Here is a 17,643-nt window from a genome sequence, read left to right on the forward strand (position 1 = left end):
TCGCAGGGGTGGGGAACAGGCCGCCGTTGCAGATTGCAAACACAGATTGCAATGTAAGAATCGCATAACCTAATTTATAAAACCAGCAGAGTCACCGGGAGACAGTTGAAGCGCTTTTCTCTTCGACCCATGTCCTATCAAAGGCCGCTAGAGGCTGCCGGCCACTCAAAGTCATCTTTTCGCGCTCAGGTCGCTCGAAAACCGCCATGCCGCGTCAGCATGAAGGCGCTGCATAGATGGAGAGCGTCAAGCGGCTCTTTAGAGGAACCAGACTCTTCGTCGCGTCAGCTTCAGTCCCTCCTGGATAAGGCAATGTCGCCATCAAGCACTGGAAGCGGTGGTACGACGCTACGTTCGCTGCGTCCTGCCTTTTCGCGTTTTTGCGGAACCCGACCCCGCAAGCGAGCCCGAGGGGCCGGACACCGAATGCATGGTTCCCCGCCGATCCAAGCTGTCCGCTAAATTTGACTCCCGGATGGCCGCGGAAGTCGGGTCACACGCAACGGAGGGATGTTGCCGGATTTCTATCGCGGTGTTCAACAGCGGCTTTGCCTCCAGACGGTACGACGTCGACGAGATGCCGCTCTACGTCAACAACGGATCGGCACTCTGGATCGGCTTCGCCTTAAACTCGGCATCCATTCGGAGCTCAATCAGGCTCAAGAAGCCGTGACACTCTGAAGCCTATCACGGCTCCCCTGAGACAGCTCCCTGAGGATAAGTGCGCAAGAGGTCGCCCCAGCATCCAGGACGCCAAGCGATCTTCCGCCGAGCCGGCTGGCTCGACCGATCCGCGCAATCAAGTTTACTGTCGAATCGCGGCCAGTCTCCGCTGCCGCAACGAGGAGTTCCAACGCTTGATCGAAGGATTTGCCTTCCGCTGTCGCTTTGTCAAAAGCTTCGACAGCGGGCACCAACGTGTCCAGCAACGTCTTGTCGCCGACTTTGGCCGAACCAATTTCCTGTATACCCGTCAAGCCAGCATGCAACATCCGGCTGAACGTCTTGTCGTCGATCTGGTCCACATTAGCGATCTGCCCGGCAAACTCGGTGAACATCACGCCGTAAAGCGGCCCCATCGACCCGCCAATCTCGGTCATCAGTACTGTTCCGAGCGTCTCAAGCGCTTTTGCGAGCGACAACTCCTTGCCGCGGATCCGATCGGCCATAAGTCCGAAGCCCTTGGCCATATTGATTCCGTGGTCACCGTCGCCGATCTTGCCGTCGATCTCGCTGAGGTAGCTAGCGTTTATCGATGATCGCGCTCGCCATGGAGAGAACGATGTCGCCGGCTGCCGCGTTTTTCAATGTTTGCATTGTTCCCTCCTTATAGTGCTGTCGCGCAGCGGACCTCGACGTCCAGCAGCGCCTTGAGTTCGTCATCGAGCGCCATGACCGTCAAAGTCGCTCCGACCATCTCAAGAGACGTGAAGTAATTACCAACATACGCTTTGTGTATCCTGAGGCCGCGGCCGGAAATCTCCTCCTCGACTGTGTCGAAGAGAATGTAAAGTTCGTTCAGCGGCGTTGCGCCAAGGCCAGATACCAGTACGGCCACTTCCGTCCCCGAGGCGAGATCATGGTCATCAAGCACGATCTGGCACATATCCTTGGCGACCTCGGATGCGCTCTTGAGCGCTTCTACTCGCACGCCCGGCTCGCCGTGATGGCCGATACCGACTTCAATGGTGCCAGGCTCGATCTGGAAGTTCGGGTGTCCGACCGCCGGAAGAGTGCACGGTCCCAATCCGACACCGACCGAGCGGCAATTGTCGATGGCCTTCTGCGCTGCGTCACGAACCTCGGATAGGCTGGCGCCCATCGACGCTTTCGCTCCGCCGACCTTCCACATGAAGATCTCTCCGGCAACGCCTCGGCGCTTCGCCTGCTCCTCGGCGGGGGCGGAGCATACGTCGTCGTTTGCGACGACCGTGGCAACCTCGATGCCGTCCTTTGCGGCGAGCTTCATCGCGATCTTCACGTTCATGTTGTCTCCGGCATAATTTCCGTAAAGGACAACGACCCCTTTTCCACCATTGGCTTCGCGTATGGCATCATTAAAGCTCTTGGCCGTTGGCGACGAAAATAGCTCGCCGACGGCGACTGCATCGAGCATGTTGCGGCCCGTATAGCCAATGAAGGCAGGCTCGTGTCCGGAGCCACCTCCAGTCACGACACCTACTTTTCCTTGCGCGGGCCGGTCGATCGCCGTAACCACGCGTGGGTTTTCGGCAAGGCGCACGATGTCTCGGTGTGCCTTCACAAAGCCCTTGACGGTATCTTCCACGACCTCGTCGCGGTTATTTACAAAGCGTTGCACTGCGTCCTCCTCCAGACACGGTCATTGATTGTCGTTGAGCGCTCGCCGGACGACCTTGAGCGACCGAGCGAGCGAGTCCTCGATCGTTGACAGCGGCACGGGATCTTGGCGGCGAAGCGGCTGCGCCCGCCGATTTCGATGCAGTCTCAAGGGGAGTTCGATACTGACGGGGAAGCCATCGACCTTTGCAATCGCAGCCAGGAGGCGTTCGCAGCCGACCTTGCCGTCCCCGATATCGCAAAAATACCAGCCTTCATCGGTTTCGCGGACATCCTTGATATGGGCGTGCGCCGATCCCAGCAGCGCCAGGATCCCATCACCTGCGAGATCGTCCATGTCCGGTCGATGTGACGCCGTATTTGCGGCGTCGTAATTTAACCTCAAAAAGGGCGAACCGAATTCCTCAACAAGGGAAATACCGTCCCGCGCGGTGTTGATCAGGCTATCGCTGCCGTCTCCTGGGTTCTCCAGGCCAACGACGATATTGAAGGCTTCCGCTCTTCTCAGTATGATCTCGACGTTGCGACGGAATGCCGCCTCTCTTTGTCGGGCGGCGGCGTTGGTCGCAATAACCTGGGCTCCAATCGCCGCGGCGAATGCCATGCGGCCCGTAAACACTTCGACCGAATCTTCGAAACCAAGGTCGATATGCGACGACATAGCGTGGCATGAGAGCCCCGAAGACTTAAGCGCGCTGCGCCAACCGGTCATCTCTGAAGGTGTGAAGGCGGTCTCGTCAAAGGGTTCTGTATATCCAACGATAAAGGCCGGCTCGAAATGTGTGAATCCGAGGGTTGCCGCGCTCTCCAGTGCGGCCTCTCTGCTATGCCCATCGTACGGCGCTCCCGACACGGAGATCACCCGTTCAGCCATGCATTCCTCCCCTCGCGAAGAACGGCGCAAGCTCGCCGCGCCGATGGGCAAAGTGTTGAATACGCTTCATCCGGACAAGCGAATTCCATCGGTCAATGCATGAATCCATCTCAACAACTGCATCATTTGCGTTAAATTTCCTCATGGAATATAGAGGAAGGGCGTCCTCCAGCGTACTGAGTGTCTCTAGCGGGAAAGGTGGCGAGGCACGCGTATACGGGAGGAGGGGTGATGAGCGCGTTGGAGTTTCCTTCATTGCGATCGCTACAGGTATTGGAAGCTGTCGCACGTCTTGGATCTTTTGGAAAAGCCGCCGAGGAACTGAGCATCAGCCCCTCGGCCGTGAGCCATCAAATGGCCGCGCTGGATTCGGAGCTCGGAATTGCCTTATTCCATCGCTCCGGGCGTTCAATCATGCTGACCGACGCGGGTAGGGCTTACGCCGAAGAGATCAGCACCTCGTTTCGAAGGATCGAGAGCGCCACGCGCAATTTCACGAAGAAGGGCAAAAGTGACATCCTGAATATCCATTCGGTTGTCAGTCTCGCTTCGCAGTGGCTCATGCCTCGCCTGGCGCGGTTCAGCGCCCGCTATCCGGAGATCGATCTTCGACTGCACGCCTCGGGTGACCCGGCCGAGCTGAGGACCGGTAACGTCGATATAGACATTCGCTACGGAACGCAGCCGGTAGAAGTTGGCATCGCCGTCGAGCCCTTCCCGCCGGAGCCAATCATGGTCCTGTGCGCCCCTTCTTTGGTCGAGGGCGCAAACGGACTACGCTCACCGCGGGATCTCACTAGATTTCCGCTCATTCACTCCGAAGTGAACCTCTATCGCTGGCAGGATTGGGCGGACGACCACGGCGTTACGCTCAACATCGCCAGAGGACTACGTTTCGATAGATCTTTCATGTCCATCAACGCGGCCGCAGATGGACTCGGCGTTTGCCTGGAAAGCCGCATACTCGTCCGGCAAGATCTTAAAAGCGGAAGGCTCGTTGCGCCTTTTGGCCTGGAAGGCCCCAGCATCAATTGCCATAGTCTCGTGTACTTACGGTCCAGGGCGAGAACGCCAAAGATCGCTCTGTTCAGACAATGGATCGAAGAGACCCTGGCTGCCGACGCGGCTTCTGGGAGTGAAATCGACGTCGGCGGGAGGTGAGTTGTGACGACTTATGTTCGATGATGCGCGAATGGTGGATCAAACGCGCATCATCGACTTCAGGCAGTCGTTTAGCCGAAGAATTTCCGGAGTTCGCTCGCTATGAATTCGGGAGCTTCTTCCGCAATCCAGTGACCGGAGCCCGGGATCACTCCGCCTCGAACGTCACTTGCCACGCGCTGCATTGATTCCATCGTCTCCATGCCGCGGCCAAAACCACTGTCTCCGCCCAGGGCAAGGACCGGCATTTCGATCTTGCCATCCCTCTCGAGGAATAACTCGTTGTCTTTGACGTCGGTTGGAAACCCGCGATAATAGGCGAGAAGTGTGCGCAAGCCGCCGGGTTTCAGGTAGGTACGGAAGTACTCGTTCTTATCTTCCTGAGACAGAACGTTTGGACGGCTCCCATAATTGTCAAACAACCATTCCAGATAGATATGCTCGCGACCGCCGAACATCGCTTCGGGCAAATCCGGCGTCCTGAAGAAGGGGTGGTGCCAACGCCGGCCGCCTTGCGACATGTCCGCTCCATCGCCAGGAATGGTAACGTCCAGGATCGCGAGCTTGCTAACAGCCTCCCGGTGCTGCGCGGCCAGGGCAAACGCCACCGGGCCGCCCCAGTCGTGTCCCACAAGATTGAAGCGATCGATCTTCAGATGTTCAGAAAGAAGCTCCCACACGTCTGCGGCAACAGTTTTCTTGTCATAACCATCGACGGGCCGGGAAGTGTCGCCGAGGCCCCGCAGGTCCGGCGCAATGATCGCGTACTTGTCGGCGAGGAAGGGGATCACGTGCCGCCATTCGTGCGAACTCTGCGGCACCCCGTGAAGGAGAACCAGCGACTCGCCGGATCCTGCGGTCAGGTAGTGCATGGTGATGCTGGACAGGCGCGCGTAATTGCTTTTGATTTCGGGACTCATTTCTTTGCCTCCTTCTGACCGGCGGTCATACCCCGATACGCACGAATGACCTGACTGTCATCTGCCGAGCCTGACCCCTGCCCGGACGCGGCAAGGAAGAACTGATGCGCAACGGAGGCGAGTGGCAGGGCGGCCTTGGCAGAGGAGCCAGCGGCAAGCACGATACCGAGATCTTTCACAAAGATGTCGACGGCGCTCGTTACCTCAGGGTCCTCCAGAAGCATACGCTGGCCACGATCGTTGAGCATCCAGCTGGCAGCCGCCGAGCCGGACACGATCTCGAGTACCGTTGAGGTGTCAAGACCAGCCCTTTCGGCGAGCGATAGCGCCTCAGCCGCCGCCGCCAAGTGCACGCCGCACAGCAGCTGGTTGACCGCCTTGGCAACCGATGCCTGGCCAGGCCGCTCTCCGAGATAATAGATCTTGGAGCCGAGCACGTCGAAAAGATCGCGGCTCATTTCATAGGTTTGCCTGTCGCCAGCCACCATGATGGAAAGCGACGCGTCGCGCGCTCCGGCGACGCCGCCGGAAACAGGCGCATCCAGAAACCGGTGACCGCGAGCAGTAACCGCCTCGGCGAGCTGTTCAACCTCGCCGGGAGGGCATGTTGACATCAGGACTACGACGCTGGCCCTGGTTGAATTTGCCAGGGCGCCCCGTTCGAAGAGGGCTTGGTGCGCTTGGTCGATGTTGACCACCATCAACATCAAGACGTCAGTCTCGCTGGCGGCTTCCGTAGCGTCTGGATAGGCGGTCCCGCCACTGTCAGCGAAGCTTCTTAGAGCATTCTCCGAGATGTCAAACCCCTTGACCCTGAAGCCGCTTTTCAGGAGATGCGACGCCATGGGCAATCCCATGGAGCCGAGACCGATAAAACCGATTGTCGGTTTTCCCGGTCCTCGTGCCGGGCTTGGCTTTGTTTCTAAAGCTTTGTGCACTTCCGGGTCTCCTCCGAGATACTGGCACGTCATAGGCCGGCACATTCCATAGGCGGGTGCCGTACTCGCATGCGAAGCGGTTACCATGGTCGCTTCCTCCGCATCAAAAGAGTTTGTTCGGTGAACATGTGACCTGGATTCATGTTGCCTGACGCCTGCACCCGGAAACCTTCGTCATCCTCCCGCATCTCGCCGAACTTCCCTGAGCTCAGTTCACCAATGTCCCGTGGCAATTCATTTGCGGACGTTTGGCGCAAGCGCCTATTTTACGTGCAGCCGCACACTGGGAGGCTTCCAGCTTTCAAGGGACACCAATCAAAGGTCAGCGACCTGCGAGTGCTGAGGGACGCTTACGAGGAGAGCGCCTGCACAGCAAATTCCCAAAAACATCGACATAGATCAACACGGTTAGAGGAGGAACCAATGATCACAATGAATCGACGCACGCTTATTATGAGTTCCGTGGCTATGGGCGCCACGCTTGCAGCGCCGCGCATCATGCTCGCGAGCGCGCCTGAGTTTTCGTTTAAATTTGCCAACATCATGCCCGTTGACCATCCGCTCAACACCCGCATGACCGAGGCTTCCAACAAGATTAGCGAGCAAACCGACGGCCGGGTCAGCATTCAGGTGTTTCCCGCGAGCCAGCTCGGCACGGATGCTGATATGCTAAGCCAGCTTCGATCGGGTGGCTTGGACCTTCTTGCGCAGACAGGCCTCATCGCAGCCACACTCGTCCCGCCGGCGGCCATCACCGGCGTAGGATTTGCCTATCCCGACTACGCGCAGGTCTGGAAGTCGGTGGATGGCGAGCTCGGCCGGAGCATCCGGACGGCTTTTGAGAAGGTCAACCTGATCGCCTTCGAGAAGATGTGGGACAACGGCTTCCGGCAGACGACCTCGATCGGCAAACCGATCAAGTCGCCCGAGGACCTCAAGGGCTTCAAGATCCGCGTCCCTCCTGCGCCGCTCTGGACATCGCTCTTCAAGTCTCTCGGTGCCGCGCCGACGTCGATTCCATGGGGCGAAACATATTCCGCGCTTCAGACCCACGTCGCGGACGGTCTCGAAAACCCGCTCGCTGGCATTTACTTTGCCAAGATGTACGAGGTTCAAAAGTATCTCTCCCGGACCAACCATATGTGGGACGGCTTCTGGATCCTCGCCAATCGGGACAACTTCGAGGTGCTGCCTGAGGACTTGCGTGACATTGTCGTCACCGAGATCAATCGCTCGGCCCTCGTGCAACGCGCCGATGTCGAAAAGCTGAATTCCGAACTCCAGGCAGAGCTGACGAGCAAGGGTCTTGAATTTATCGACGTTGATGTATCCAAGTTTCGCGCGACGCTGCAAGCTTCGTCGTTCTACTCCGATTGGAAGGGGCGTTTTGGCGAGGAAGCATGGGCGTTGCTGGAGTCTACCTCGGGCAAATTGATCTGAGGCGTTAACATGGCTACTTCTGAAAATGTCAGCCCCCCAGTGGTCGGCACATGGCCAGTCCTGGCGAAAGCTGAAACGGGCGTCGTGCGCCTGATTGAAATGATCGCGGCAGCACTTGTTGTCGTCGAGGTACTCGTGCTGTCGGCGGGCGTCTTCGCCCGCTATGCCTGGGGCAAGCCGCTCATCTGGTCGGACGAGCTCGCTTCCATGTTGTTCCTCTGGCTTTCGATTGCGGGCGCGGTCCTCGCTTTTCACCGCGGACAGCATATGAGGATGGGCGTTATCGCGGACGCGATGCCGCCTGTCGTAAGGGCAAGGCTGGAGGTGGCTGCACTTGTCTTTTGCCTTTCGGTCTCCGTGCTTCTTCTGCCCGAGGCCACGACCTACGCTCTTCATGAAGTTCCGGTCGTCACTCCCGCAATGGAAGTTTCGGTCGCATGGCGTTCGTTTGGTCTTCCGATCGGACTTGGGCTGATGCTTATCCTTGGCGTGACCAACGCTCTCCAGCGCATCAGGCTGAGCGATTTCCTGGTCGGGGTCCTTGTAGCCGCATGCTTGATAGGGTTGGCGATTGCGGCGAAACCGTTGATCATGGCGATGGGCAACTGGAACCTCGTGCTTTTCTTCGTAGTCTTCATCGCACTGGGTGTGCTGAGCGGCGTACCAATCGCGTTCGTGTTCGCTCTCGCTGCCATCAGTTATGTGGCTCTGGGTACGAGCCGTCCGATAAGCGTAATCGCGGGTCGGCTTGATGAGGGAATGTCGCATCTTCTCCTGCTGGCGGTCCCACTGTTCGTGCTGCTGGGTATGCTGATGGAGGTTACGGGCATGGCAAAAGCGATGCTGAACTTCCTGGCGTCCTTGCTCGGACATGTCAGAGGCGGCCTGTGTTACGTCCTCGTAGCGGCAATGTACCTGGTATCGGGGATATCGGGTTCGAAGACCGCCGACATGGCTGCCGTCGCCCCGGCACTGTTCCCGGAGATGAAGGCGAGAGGATCAAAGCCCGGCGATCTCGTGGCCCTGCTTGCGGCTACGGGTGCGCAGACGGAGACGATCCCGCCGAGCCTGGTATTGATCACCATCGGATCGGTCACGAGCGTATCGATTTCGGCCCTGTTCATAGGCGGTCTTTTGCCGGCATTCGTCTGCGGATTAATGCTTTGCGTTGTCGTCTGGTGGCGCTATCGCAACGAGGACATGTCGGGTTTTCGCAAGCCGCCAGCCAGGGAGATCTTCCGCACATTCCTGATTGCGCTTCCGGCTTTGGCCCTGCCTTTTATCATCCGTACAGCGGTTGTCGAAGGTGTTGCTACCGCCACGGAAGTCTCGACAATCGGCATTGCCTACTCGCTGCTGGCAGGCCTCCTCATTTACCGCCGGTTCGACTGGAAGCGGGTAGGTCCGATGCTGGTGGAAACGGCGGTCTTGTCCGGAGCCATCCTTTTCATCATCGCGGCGGCAACGGCTGTGGCTTGGTGCCTGACTCAATCGGGTTTTTCGCGTGGTTTGGTTCAGACAATGGCGGGTCTTCCCGGAGGAGCGCCGATCTTTATGATCGTGTCGATTGTCGCGTTCATTGTGCTCGGTAGCGTGCTGGAAGGTATTCCCGCGGTGGTTCTGTTCGCACCCCTGGTATTTCCGATCGCCAAGGGATTGGGGATCCACGACGTGCACTATTCGATCGTGGTCATTCTGGCCATGGGAGTGGGCCTGTTTCTCCCGCCGTTCGGCGTCGGTTATTATGCCGCCTGTGCAATCGGCCGTGTGAACCCGGTGGAAGGCATAAAGCCGCTGTGGGGGTACATGATCGCCCTGCTTCTCGGGCTTGCGATCGTCGCGGCGGTGCCCTGGATCTCGATCGGTTTCCTGTGAGGTGTGACCGTAGGCGGCCGACAGATATGTCGGCCACTTCGTTGCGCCACCATCTCGCTGATTTAAGGACGAATGCTGGCTGGCAACGAGCTTGCGAAGCATGGTGCCAGCTCCGAAACATGTCCAGCGCAATGGAAAGTGCGTCCATTGGAAGAACGTGACGTTCGCGCGGTGTGGCGCTTCTTCAAGTAGCCCTGCGCGTCTTCGCGAGCAGAGGTAAGACCCTCGGACGGCTGAACGCCCGTTGGCAACCTGACGCCGAGCCACTCACATGACGATCAGGCAGGCAAGGAGACGGGTGATATTCTTGCCGACATTCGGATGCGAGCCGCGAGCCGCGGTCAATAAGCCAAGAGTTCTTCCGAACTCGCCGAACGCTAACGGGATCGGATGGCCGAGGCAGCGCCGCCCCTCCTAACCTATTGATTCGGTTTATGCACAGCATGTCCGATCGAGATCATTTGTTGAGCGATGCTCATAGAAACGGACATGCAATTCAATTGTCCTACAACTGCTACTTGATACGTTTCCGATGCAGTCAAAGCCGAAATCCGTCGCAAGACAAGCGCGGTGCATTGCGCTCGCACCGCAAACGCACTTTTGCAACTGGGGAGGAGTGAAATGAGAAATGCACGTTTCGAGATCGACCGCCGCAACTTACTATTGGCAGGAGGAGTTGCTTTGAGTGGAGCCGTTTTGGGTGCGAACAGTATAGCGGCTCCCGCTGAGGCAAGCCCCGTTTCCGGCGCACAAGCTCCGGATTTTTATCGATTTCCCATTGGGGACGCCCAGGTAACCGTCGTTTCAGACGGCCCACTTCCGCTCGGCGACCCGACACAAAGCTTTCTCGGCGTTCCTGCCGACGAGATAAGATCCATGCTGACCCACGGCTTCTTGCCCACGGATGAGGTCATTCTCGCTCAGAACGCACCTGTCGTGAACATCGGTGGCAAGCTGATTTTGTTCGACACGGGGATGGGATCGCTCAAGCAATTTGGCCCGACGACTGGCCGTCTCAAGTCTTGCTTGGCCGCCGCGAATATTGCGCTGGAAGATATTGATGCTGTCGTCTGTTCGCATGCTCATTGGGACCACGTCGGCGGAATCTGGGGCGACGACGGGGAACCAACGTTTCCAAACGCCCAGGTGTACATCAGCCAAACCGACTACGATTTCTGGACCGACGAGAAAAAACTTGGAGGCGATCTCAACGGTCTTGTTAAAGCAGCGATCCACAACCTTAAACCCGTGCGGGACCGCATGGTTTTTTTCAAGGACGAACAAGAGTTCCTTCCGGGTATTCATGCCATTAGCGCTCCTGGACACACACTCGGCCATAGCTGCTTTATGATAGAATCGGCAGGCAAAACAATGTGCTATGGCGGCGATCTCACCCATCATCCGGTGCTTCTGTTCGTAAAGCCTTTGATGGAATTTGCCTTCGATACCGATCCCAGACTATCGGCTCAATCCCGTGTGCGTATTTTAAAAATGTTGGCCTCCAATAGAATTCCCTTCATGTCCTACCACTTCCCATGGCCGGGCTACGGGCACGTTGGCATAGCGGGAGACGGTTTCGAGTATTTTCCTGAGCCACTACATCTTAGCCTGTTGGACTGAGTGGTAGAGAAGGGCGCGAGGGCAATGCCTTCGCGCCAATTCCATCGGGAAGGCGGTCGAAGGAAACATCACATGGCGTAGTTGCAGGCGACAAGCAGGGCCTGCGATTCCATCGCATTATTGGACAGGAAGTCGCGCGGGAACGGCAACTGAATCATGAGCGATCGGCGGACCGCACCTAAAGACCATTTGGAAACATATCCTCGCCGTAGTGGTGAAGCCTTGTGTGATGCCGTCGGCATAGCCAGCGCACCTTCAAAGGGTCGTCGTATTGATCATGATGGGCGTCGACCATTTCAATCCCGCAGACCTCACATGTTTGCTTTTCCAGCTCGCCTGCCTTTACGGCTCGCTGCACAGCAAGATGAGCATCATATTTCGCTGGATTAGCACGGCGCCAATTTGATTGGCGGATGTCGGTTTTCAGCATCGCCGCATCCTGTGCCTGTAATTTTGCGCTCTCGACCGACAAATACCTGGAAAGGGCTTCAAGCTCAAGTTTCCGCACAGGGCGACGGCGTCTGTCCGTGGCTTCGCGTCCGAAAACAAGATTTCGCATTGCCAGGAATGATCAGAGTTGGGCCATCGAGATCCAACTTTGCTGCCCGCAATCTTCGCATCGGTGGACCCGATATCGCTCGGGTTGATCGGTGCTCCCGATCTTAGCGCGCGGGATGACTAAGCTGAAACTTCTGCTCGATACAAATGTCCTGAAGGAGATCGGTCGAGCCGAACTGCACGAGAATGTGGCAGCTCGGCTCGATACGATTGGCGATTCCGATCTCGCGACAAGCGTGAGCTCCGTTCGAAAGACTGCGAAACGCATCAAAAAAAGCGTAGGACCGACGCTGTCGCGAACGTGTCCGCCAACGCTTCCGACGCCATCTTCGCCGCATCCTTCCTGTCGATGACAATATCGCCCGTCTTGAGCCATTCTTTCACTCACTCACCGAGCTTCACCGCCACCGCGCTCGGGGACTCAACCACCAACGCAATCATTTATTCCCCGCACAATCAGAGCGGCAAGACAGCGTTCTTTTGCGTGACAGTTCCACTCAAACGGATGTCAGTAGCCGAGAACCCAGCCATTACTGCAAATTCTCCCGCCTCTACCCGCCAGCGCCGCTCGGTCGTGTCGAAGAAGGCAAATGTTCGGGCGTCGAGAACGAAACTCATTTTTCTTTTCTCACCGGGTTCCAGGGCGATTTTCGAGAAGGCTTTCAGTTCTTTCACCGGTCTGGGTACAGATGCTTCAACATCCCCGACATAGATTTGCACCACTGCCGAACCCGGACGCTCGCCGATGTTGGTTAACCCCAGTGTCACTGTCACCGCGCCGGCAGCATCCGGTAGCCCTACCGTCAGGTCCGACATCGCAAAGCTTGAATAACCGAGACCATGACCGAAGGGGAACAGCGGCTTAATGCCGTGGCGATCGTAGTGCCGATAACCGACGAACACACCTTCGTCATATCGCACATGGCCATCCTTGCCTGGATAGACCGCGTCATCCTCGGTATGTGTGGGATTGTCACCCCAGCGCACGGGGAAGGTCTGTGCCAGTCGGCCCGAGGGCTCGGCCTTGCCGAGGAGCACATCGGCGATCGCGTTGCCAGCCTCCTGTCCGGGATACCAGCATTGCAATACTGCACGAGCACCGGAAAGCCAGGGCATTTCCACCGGTCCACCGGTTTGTAGTACGACAATCGTGTTCGGATTGGCCGCAATTACCGCCTCAACAAGCTGGTTCTGCAGACCAGGAAGTGCAATGCCGCTGAGATCGGAACCCTCGGTATCCCAGTCGCCCGTTCTGCCCACGAAGACTACCGCATGATCAGCGTTTGCGGCGACGGCTGCTGCCTCGGCAATCTCCGCTTCGGCCGAAAACCTGCCTATTCCTACCCGAATTGCGGCGATATAGAGGTTGACGTGATCGTGCCGGGCGTACTCGGCGACGACCTCGTATGTACGGCCGGCTTCGAGCGTGATGTCACCCGCGACCTCTTCGCAGCCTTCTTCAAAGAATGTGGTACCGCGTGTCCAGGAAGCCCAGGCGTCCACCACAAGCTTGCCGTCCACATAGACCCGGCCAAGCCCAGCCGAGGTCAGCCCGACGCGATAGACGCCCGCTTCTGACGCCCTGAAAGTGGTGCGCATCCGGGCCGAAAAGCGATGCGGATCGACCGTGCCCTCGGCCACGGGGGGCAACCAAACACCAAGGCTCGACGGTTCCTCGACAACCTTCACCGGCTCGCCAGCAAGTTCCCTTCCTTGGAAAAATTCGAAGGTTGTCGGGTTTTCGATCAGCGGCTGAAACCGATAATTGCTGCAACCCTGAGCGTAGAACAGGTATTCCTCACCCAGCGCGTCCACCAGCCCCTGCCACGGACTGACGACATAGTGAGGGTTCAACTGTGCCGAGCCGCCTCCCATAACCTGCGCGATCTTGGCATTGGGGCCGATGATGGCGACCGTACCTTGCTGAGCCAATGGCAGAATCCCGTCATTCTGCAGTAGAACTGCGCTTTCCGCTCCCGCCCGCCTGATGAGCGCCCTATGTTCCGGCCGATTAATGGCGTACTCCTTAAACTCGCGATGATCGTTGATTGCACCGGTGCGTTCCATCAACGTCAGGATATTGTGCACACAGGCGCGGATCGTCTCGGCACTTACCTCGCCGCCTTCGACCGCGGCCAGTAGCTTGGGGCCGCGGTCGCGGGTCGGGCCAGGCATCTCCAGATCCAGCCCCGCATTCACGGTGGGTGCGGTCGAACGCGAGCCGAACCAGTCCGACATCATCACGCCGTTAAAACCCCAGTCACCGCGCAGAACCTCTTTCAACAGCCAATGGCTTTCCGCCGTGTAAGTACCGTTTAGTCTGTTATACGAAGACATCACGGCCCAGACCTTTGCCCGCTTCACCGCCACCTCAAAGGGTATCAAGTAGACTTCGCGCAGAGTGCGTTCATCGATATCTGAAGAGATGGTTGTACGTTCAATCTCGGACTCGTTGCCGACGAAATGTTTTATCGTGGCACCGACTTTCTTGGACTGCAGACCTTCGATATAGCCGACGGCAAGTTCCGCCGTCAGTATCGGATCCTCAGAGAAGCACTCAAAGTTGCGGCCGTTTGTGACGCTGCGCTGGATGTTAACGGTGGGGGCTAACGAGACGTGGGCACCTTTTGAAAGAACCTCGTCACCTATGGCACTGCCGATTTCCTTGGCTAGGTCCGGATTCCAACTCGCTCCGATGGCGATGCCCACCGGGAAAGCCGCTGCAGTCACACCTCCGACAAAAGACCCCGCCCCGCGGGCGCCGTTGGGGCCGTCGGTCAAGCGCAATCTTCCTACCCCTAGGCGGTCGATGGGCGGTAAAGACCAGAACGTATCGCCGGAAAGTAGCGAGACCTGCTCGGCCAAAGTCATATTATCGAGCAATGCTTTTGTATCAGTCATCTTCTCTGCTCCTCAATCTCAACACTTACCTTTCCCAGATCGGCATCTCGAGATGCATATTGGGGAAGCTGGTGATCTCGGCGCCATGGAGCCGTCCATCCATGAAAAGGACGGCCCGCTTGTTCACCAAGGCGTCGCGTCCCGCCGTCGCGACGACGACGACATGTTCGCGGCCTTCACATAGCCGAGATGCGATCACCGCTTTCCACTGAAACAAGGACATCGCGGTTTGATCGATGTCAGCAGTGAAAGTTGTGCCGGCTGCGGCAGCGCCGGTTCTGTAACGGAGTTATTCCTCCGCAAGTTCGTGAGACAGTTCGAACCTTAGCAAGCTTTATCAGACAATCTGTTGACAGACAATCCTCGGTCGCGCAGCTTTCGTGTCGTCATTGATGATTCGATGCTTCCATCGGAGGCGGATCCCGATTGATGAAGTTTTTTCACCGCCTATGGACAAGGATCGACCAAAATGGACAGGCTGTTGTCCCGTTTCCGGCTACAGACCAAAGTAATCATTTTCGTACTGCCTTTCATAATCAGCATTTGCGCGGTGGGGTTTTTGGGGCACTACGCCGCGGGTCTCCTACAAAGCCGCCTGGAAACCTCGAGCCAGGTGATGCAGGTGCTCTCGGGTTTCCGTGACGTCTCCGCCTCGATGAGAGAGTTTCTCGACGAGGCGTCGGAAGAAAGGCGCGATCGCGTGAAGGCTGACCTGCTCGCCCAGCAATCGCATCTGCAGGCTTTAGTGACGAATGCCGGAGCTACGGGAGAAAGCGAAGGCCTCCTGTCGGCAAACGCGATCATGCGGGACGTGGTGGACAATTTTGGCTCTCTCTGGAGCATCCATGAAAGCGAAGAGCAACTGATAACCTCGATCGCCAATCATTCTGAATCGCTGGTTTGGTCGCAGGATGAAATGCTCAGGCTAGCTGACGAGTTGAGGAAGTCCGGCGAGCAGTCCGAGGGCGCCGCCAAATCGATGTTGCGCGATGCCGACAGGGTGACAGGCTATGCAACCTTCTTTTTAGATTTTGCCGCGGGCTACCAATCCGCCGAAACGACCGAGCTGAAACTCGAATATTTGCGCGGCAAAGTGGGCGAGTTGCGTCGAAGCGCCCGAAATCTGCGGGCTTCCTTGCCGTCGGACGCTACAAAACTGTCGAGCTCGGTCGACGGCGCGGTGAAAAGCGTAACAGAAATTCTGTCGCAGGGCGCCGCATCGGACAACGCCGTAGGCCTCGACACCGCAATGTCCGCGTTCAAGGAAATCTCCGTCGGGATTAACGCGGTGGCGAACCAGCAAACAAAGAAAGCAATCGTCGAGTTCGCAGGTCTCGACCAACGTTTGGCCAAGATCAGCAGCGCCTTGGACGGCAGCCGAAGACTTTCGGACTCCAGCTATCTCATCAGGATACACCTTGCGCGCTTCATAGCCGACCCTACCGAACAAAACCGCGCGCAGCTCGTCCAGAACTTCGACAGAACGAAGAAGGAGATATTGGACATCTGGAGTGCCGCTTCCGATCTCGACCTTTTCAAGGCAGTCCAGAATACGGTCCCTCCGGCGGTAGAGGGTATGACGCAAGACAGTGCGAAGCTCGTCGAGATCTCGGAAGTCAGGCGTGCGCAATATAGGCAAACGACAGACCAGTTGAACACCATATGGGGCCACCTCACGACGTTTGCCGACGCCCAGCGTGCCAGGGCCATCGAAGAGACGGCCCGTGCGAACGGCATTGCCCTCATCACGATATTTGCAGGCGTCCTCGTCGCGCTTCTCGCTGGCTTCGGGATGATTGCGACTTTCAAGAAACCTGTCGTCCGGTTGACCGACGACATGCGGCGTTTGTCCGAAGGGGACCTTGACATCGAGATCGGCGGTTCTGAGCGCGCTGATGAGCTCGGAGAAATGGCCCGGGCACTCTGTGTCTTCAGGGAGAATGCCGTAAGGAAAATTGAGATCGAGAACGACGCGGATCGTCAACGATCAGCTTCCGAAGCTGAACGTCGGCACAACGAAGCGGAGAAAGCCGAGATCGACAAACAGATCGGCGACGCCGTCGACAGTCTCGCCGCTGGGCTAGAGAGGTTATCCAACGGTGATGTTTCGAGCACCATCGATCAACCGTTCTCCGGGCGGCTGGAACAGTTGCGAAAAGACTTCAACAATTCGTTGCTGCGCTTGCAGGCGACGATGTCGGAACTTCGCGGCAACATCGTGCTCATTCGGCAAAATGCAGACAACCTCAGCAGTGGCGCCGATGATCTCTCCCGCCGCAGCGAGCGTCAAGCCGCGTCGTTGGAGGAGACAGCGGCTGCGGTTCATCAACTCACCGCGACGGTGCATTCGTCGACAGAGCAGGCGCAGGCCGCAGCCCGGCTTGTAAAGGAAACCAAGCAGGCCGCGGATGCGTCTGCTTCAGTGGTCACGAACGCGGTCGACGCTATGGGCCGAATAGAAGCGGCTTCCGGGCGCATTTCGCAAATCATCGGCGTAATCGACGAGATCGCTTTCCAGACCAATCTCCTGGCACTCAATGCCGGCGTCGAGGCCGCGAGAGCAGGAGAAGCCGGGCAGGGTTTCGCGGTCGTCGCCCAAGAAGTCCGGGAACTTGCCCAGCGGTCGGCTCTAGCCGCCCAGGAAATCAAGGGACTCATCGCAAGATCGACCGAGGAAGTCGCCTCGGGATCGCGATTGGTGAACGAGGCGGGCAGGGTACTGATTGCGATATCGTCGAATGTTGCCGGAATTTCCGAAAGGGTTGAGCTTATCGCTGCGGCAAGCAGGGACCAGGCGGCTTCGCTTATCGAAGTGAACCAGGCCGTCGGCGAGATCGATGACAGCACCCAGCGAAACGCTGCCATCGCCGAGCAAGCCCACGCCGCCACTCAGGAACTCACACAGGAGACCCAGCGGCTGATGCAGCAGATCGAACAGTTCAACATCGGCAGGCCGAGGGGTCACATGCTTTCGGTCGTTTCCTGACGACAGACTATCATCAATATTCTGTTGACAGATTTTCATACAATCTGTCAA

The 17,643-nt window shown here is 57.7% G+C and carries 12 protein-coding genes and 2 pseudogenes; 6 read left to right on the forward strand and 8 right to left on the reverse strand.

Annotated features, from left to right (window positions below):
- Positions 1 to 526 precede the first annotated feature (526 nt).
- A pseudogene (locus CCGE531_RS35130) lies at positions 527 to 673 on the forward strand (metallophosphoesterase); the annotation flags it as partial.
- Here CCGE531_RS35130 and dhaL read toward each other — a convergent pair.
- The 3 genes and pseudogenes from dhaL to CCGE531_RS32980 all read right to left on the reverse strand — a co-directional run bounded on the left by dhaL (position 660) and on the right by CCGE531_RS32980 (position 3,193).
- Positions 660 to 1,317, reverse strand: a pseudogene (dhaL, locus tag CCGE531_RS32970) (dihydroxyacetone kinase subunit DhaL). The pseudogenes CCGE531_RS35130 and dhaL sit on opposite strands and share 14 nt — an antisense overlap.
- Before the next feature lie 10 nt (positions 1,318 to 1,327).
- Complete coding sequence (locus CCGE531_RS32975; protein WP_120671071.1) at positions 1,328 to 2,320, reverse strand: dihydroxyacetone kinase subunit DhaK; 993 nt, start codon at positions 2,318 to 2,320, stop codon at positions 1,328 to 1,330.
- Between the two features lie 21 nt (positions 2,321 to 2,341).
- Positions 2,342 to 3,193 (reverse strand): TIM barrel protein, encoded by an 852-nt coding sequence (locus tag CCGE531_RS32980; RefSeq protein WP_120671072.1) that lies wholly within the window; start codon positions 3,191 to 3,193, stop codon positions 2,342 to 2,344.
- Between the two features lie 231 nt (positions 3,194 to 3,424).
- Here CCGE531_RS32980 and CCGE531_RS32985 point away from each other — a divergent pair, with 231 nt between their 5' ends.
- The gene (locus tag CCGE531_RS32985) at positions 3,425 to 4,354 is read left to right on the forward strand and encodes a LysR substrate-binding domain-containing protein (RefSeq protein ID WP_120671073.1); all 930 of its coding nucleotides are present in this window, start codon (positions 3,425 to 3,427) and stop codon (positions 4,352 to 4,354) included.
- 71 nt (positions 4,355 to 4,425) lie between these two features.
- Here the strand turns inward: CCGE531_RS32985 and CCGE531_RS32990 are convergent, their stop codons facing one another.
- Complete coding sequence (locus CCGE531_RS32990; RefSeq protein ID WP_120671074.1) at positions 4,426 to 5,274, reverse strand: alpha/beta fold hydrolase; 849 nt, start codon at positions 5,272 to 5,274, stop codon at positions 4,426 to 4,428.
- The gene (locus CCGE531_RS32995) at positions 5,271 to 6,119 is read right to left on the reverse strand and encodes an NAD(P)-dependent oxidoreductase (protein ID WP_245459630.1); all 849 of its coding nucleotides are present in this window, start codon (positions 6,117 to 6,119) and stop codon (positions 5,271 to 5,273) included. The genes CCGE531_RS32990 and CCGE531_RS32995 overlap by 4 nt, the downstream gene beginning before the upstream one ends.
- A 516-nt stretch (positions 6,120 to 6,635) precedes the next feature.
- On the opposite strand from CCGE531_RS32995, the gene CCGE531_RS33000 reads away from it, so the two are divergent.
- The 3 genes from CCGE531_RS33000 to CCGE531_RS33010 all read left to right on the forward strand — a co-directional run bounded on the left by CCGE531_RS33000 (position 6,636) and on the right by CCGE531_RS33010 (position 11,147).
- Positions 6,636 to 7,652: a TRAP transporter substrate-binding protein gene (locus CCGE531_RS33000; protein WP_120671075.1), complete on the forward strand. Its 1,017-nt coding sequence runs from the start codon at positions 6,636 to 6,638 to the stop codon at positions 7,650 to 7,652.
- 99 nt (positions 7,653 to 7,751) lie between these two features.
- A complete protein-coding gene (locus CCGE531_RS33005; RefSeq protein ID WP_245459635.1) occupies positions 7,752 to 9,527 on the forward strand; it encodes a TRAP transporter large permease subunit in 1,776 nt (591 codons plus the stop codon).
- A 621-nt stretch (positions 9,528 to 10,148) separates the two neighbouring features.
- Positions 10,149 to 11,147, forward strand: coding sequence for an MBL fold metallo-hydrolase (locus tag CCGE531_RS33010; protein ID WP_120671077.1), 999 nt, complete (start codon positions 10,149 to 10,151; stop codon positions 11,145 to 11,147).
- A gap of 178 nt (positions 11,148 to 11,325) precedes the next feature.
- Here CCGE531_RS33010 and CCGE531_RS33015 read toward each other — a convergent pair whose 3' ends face one another.
- The 3 genes from CCGE531_RS33015 to CCGE531_RS33025 form a co-directional block, all read right to left on the reverse strand.
- Positions 11,326 to 11,577 (reverse strand): hypothetical protein, encoded by a 252-nt coding sequence (locus tag CCGE531_RS33015; protein WP_120671249.1) that lies wholly within the window; start codon positions 11,575 to 11,577, stop codon positions 11,326 to 11,328.
- Positions 11,578 to 12,161: 584 nt separating this feature from the next.
- On the reverse strand, positions 12,162 to 14,606 hold the full coding sequence (locus CCGE531_RS33020) for a glycoside hydrolase family 3 C-terminal domain-containing protein (protein WP_120671078.1): 2,445 nt from the start codon (positions 14,604 to 14,606) through the stop codon (positions 12,162 to 12,164).
- Between the two features lie 25 nt (positions 14,607 to 14,631).
- Positions 14,632 to 14,829: a hypothetical protein gene (locus CCGE531_RS33025; protein WP_120671079.1), complete on the reverse strand. Its 198-nt coding sequence runs from the start codon at positions 14,827 to 14,829 to the stop codon at positions 14,632 to 14,634.
- 246 nt (positions 14,830 to 15,075) lie between these two features.
- On the opposite strand from CCGE531_RS33025, the gene CCGE531_RS33030 reads away from it, so the two are divergent.
- Positions 15,076 to 17,592 (forward strand): methyl-accepting chemotaxis protein, encoded by a 2,517-nt coding sequence (locus CCGE531_RS33030; protein ID WP_120671080.1) that lies wholly within the window; start codon positions 15,076 to 15,078, stop codon positions 17,590 to 17,592.
- Positions 17,593 to 17,643: the final 51 nt, after the last annotated feature.

It is taken from the genome of Rhizobium sp. CCGE531, assembly GCF_003627795.1.
In the GTDB taxonomy this organism is placed as follows: domain Bacteria; phylum Pseudomonadota; class Alphaproteobacteria; order Rhizobiales; family Rhizobiaceae; genus Rhizobium.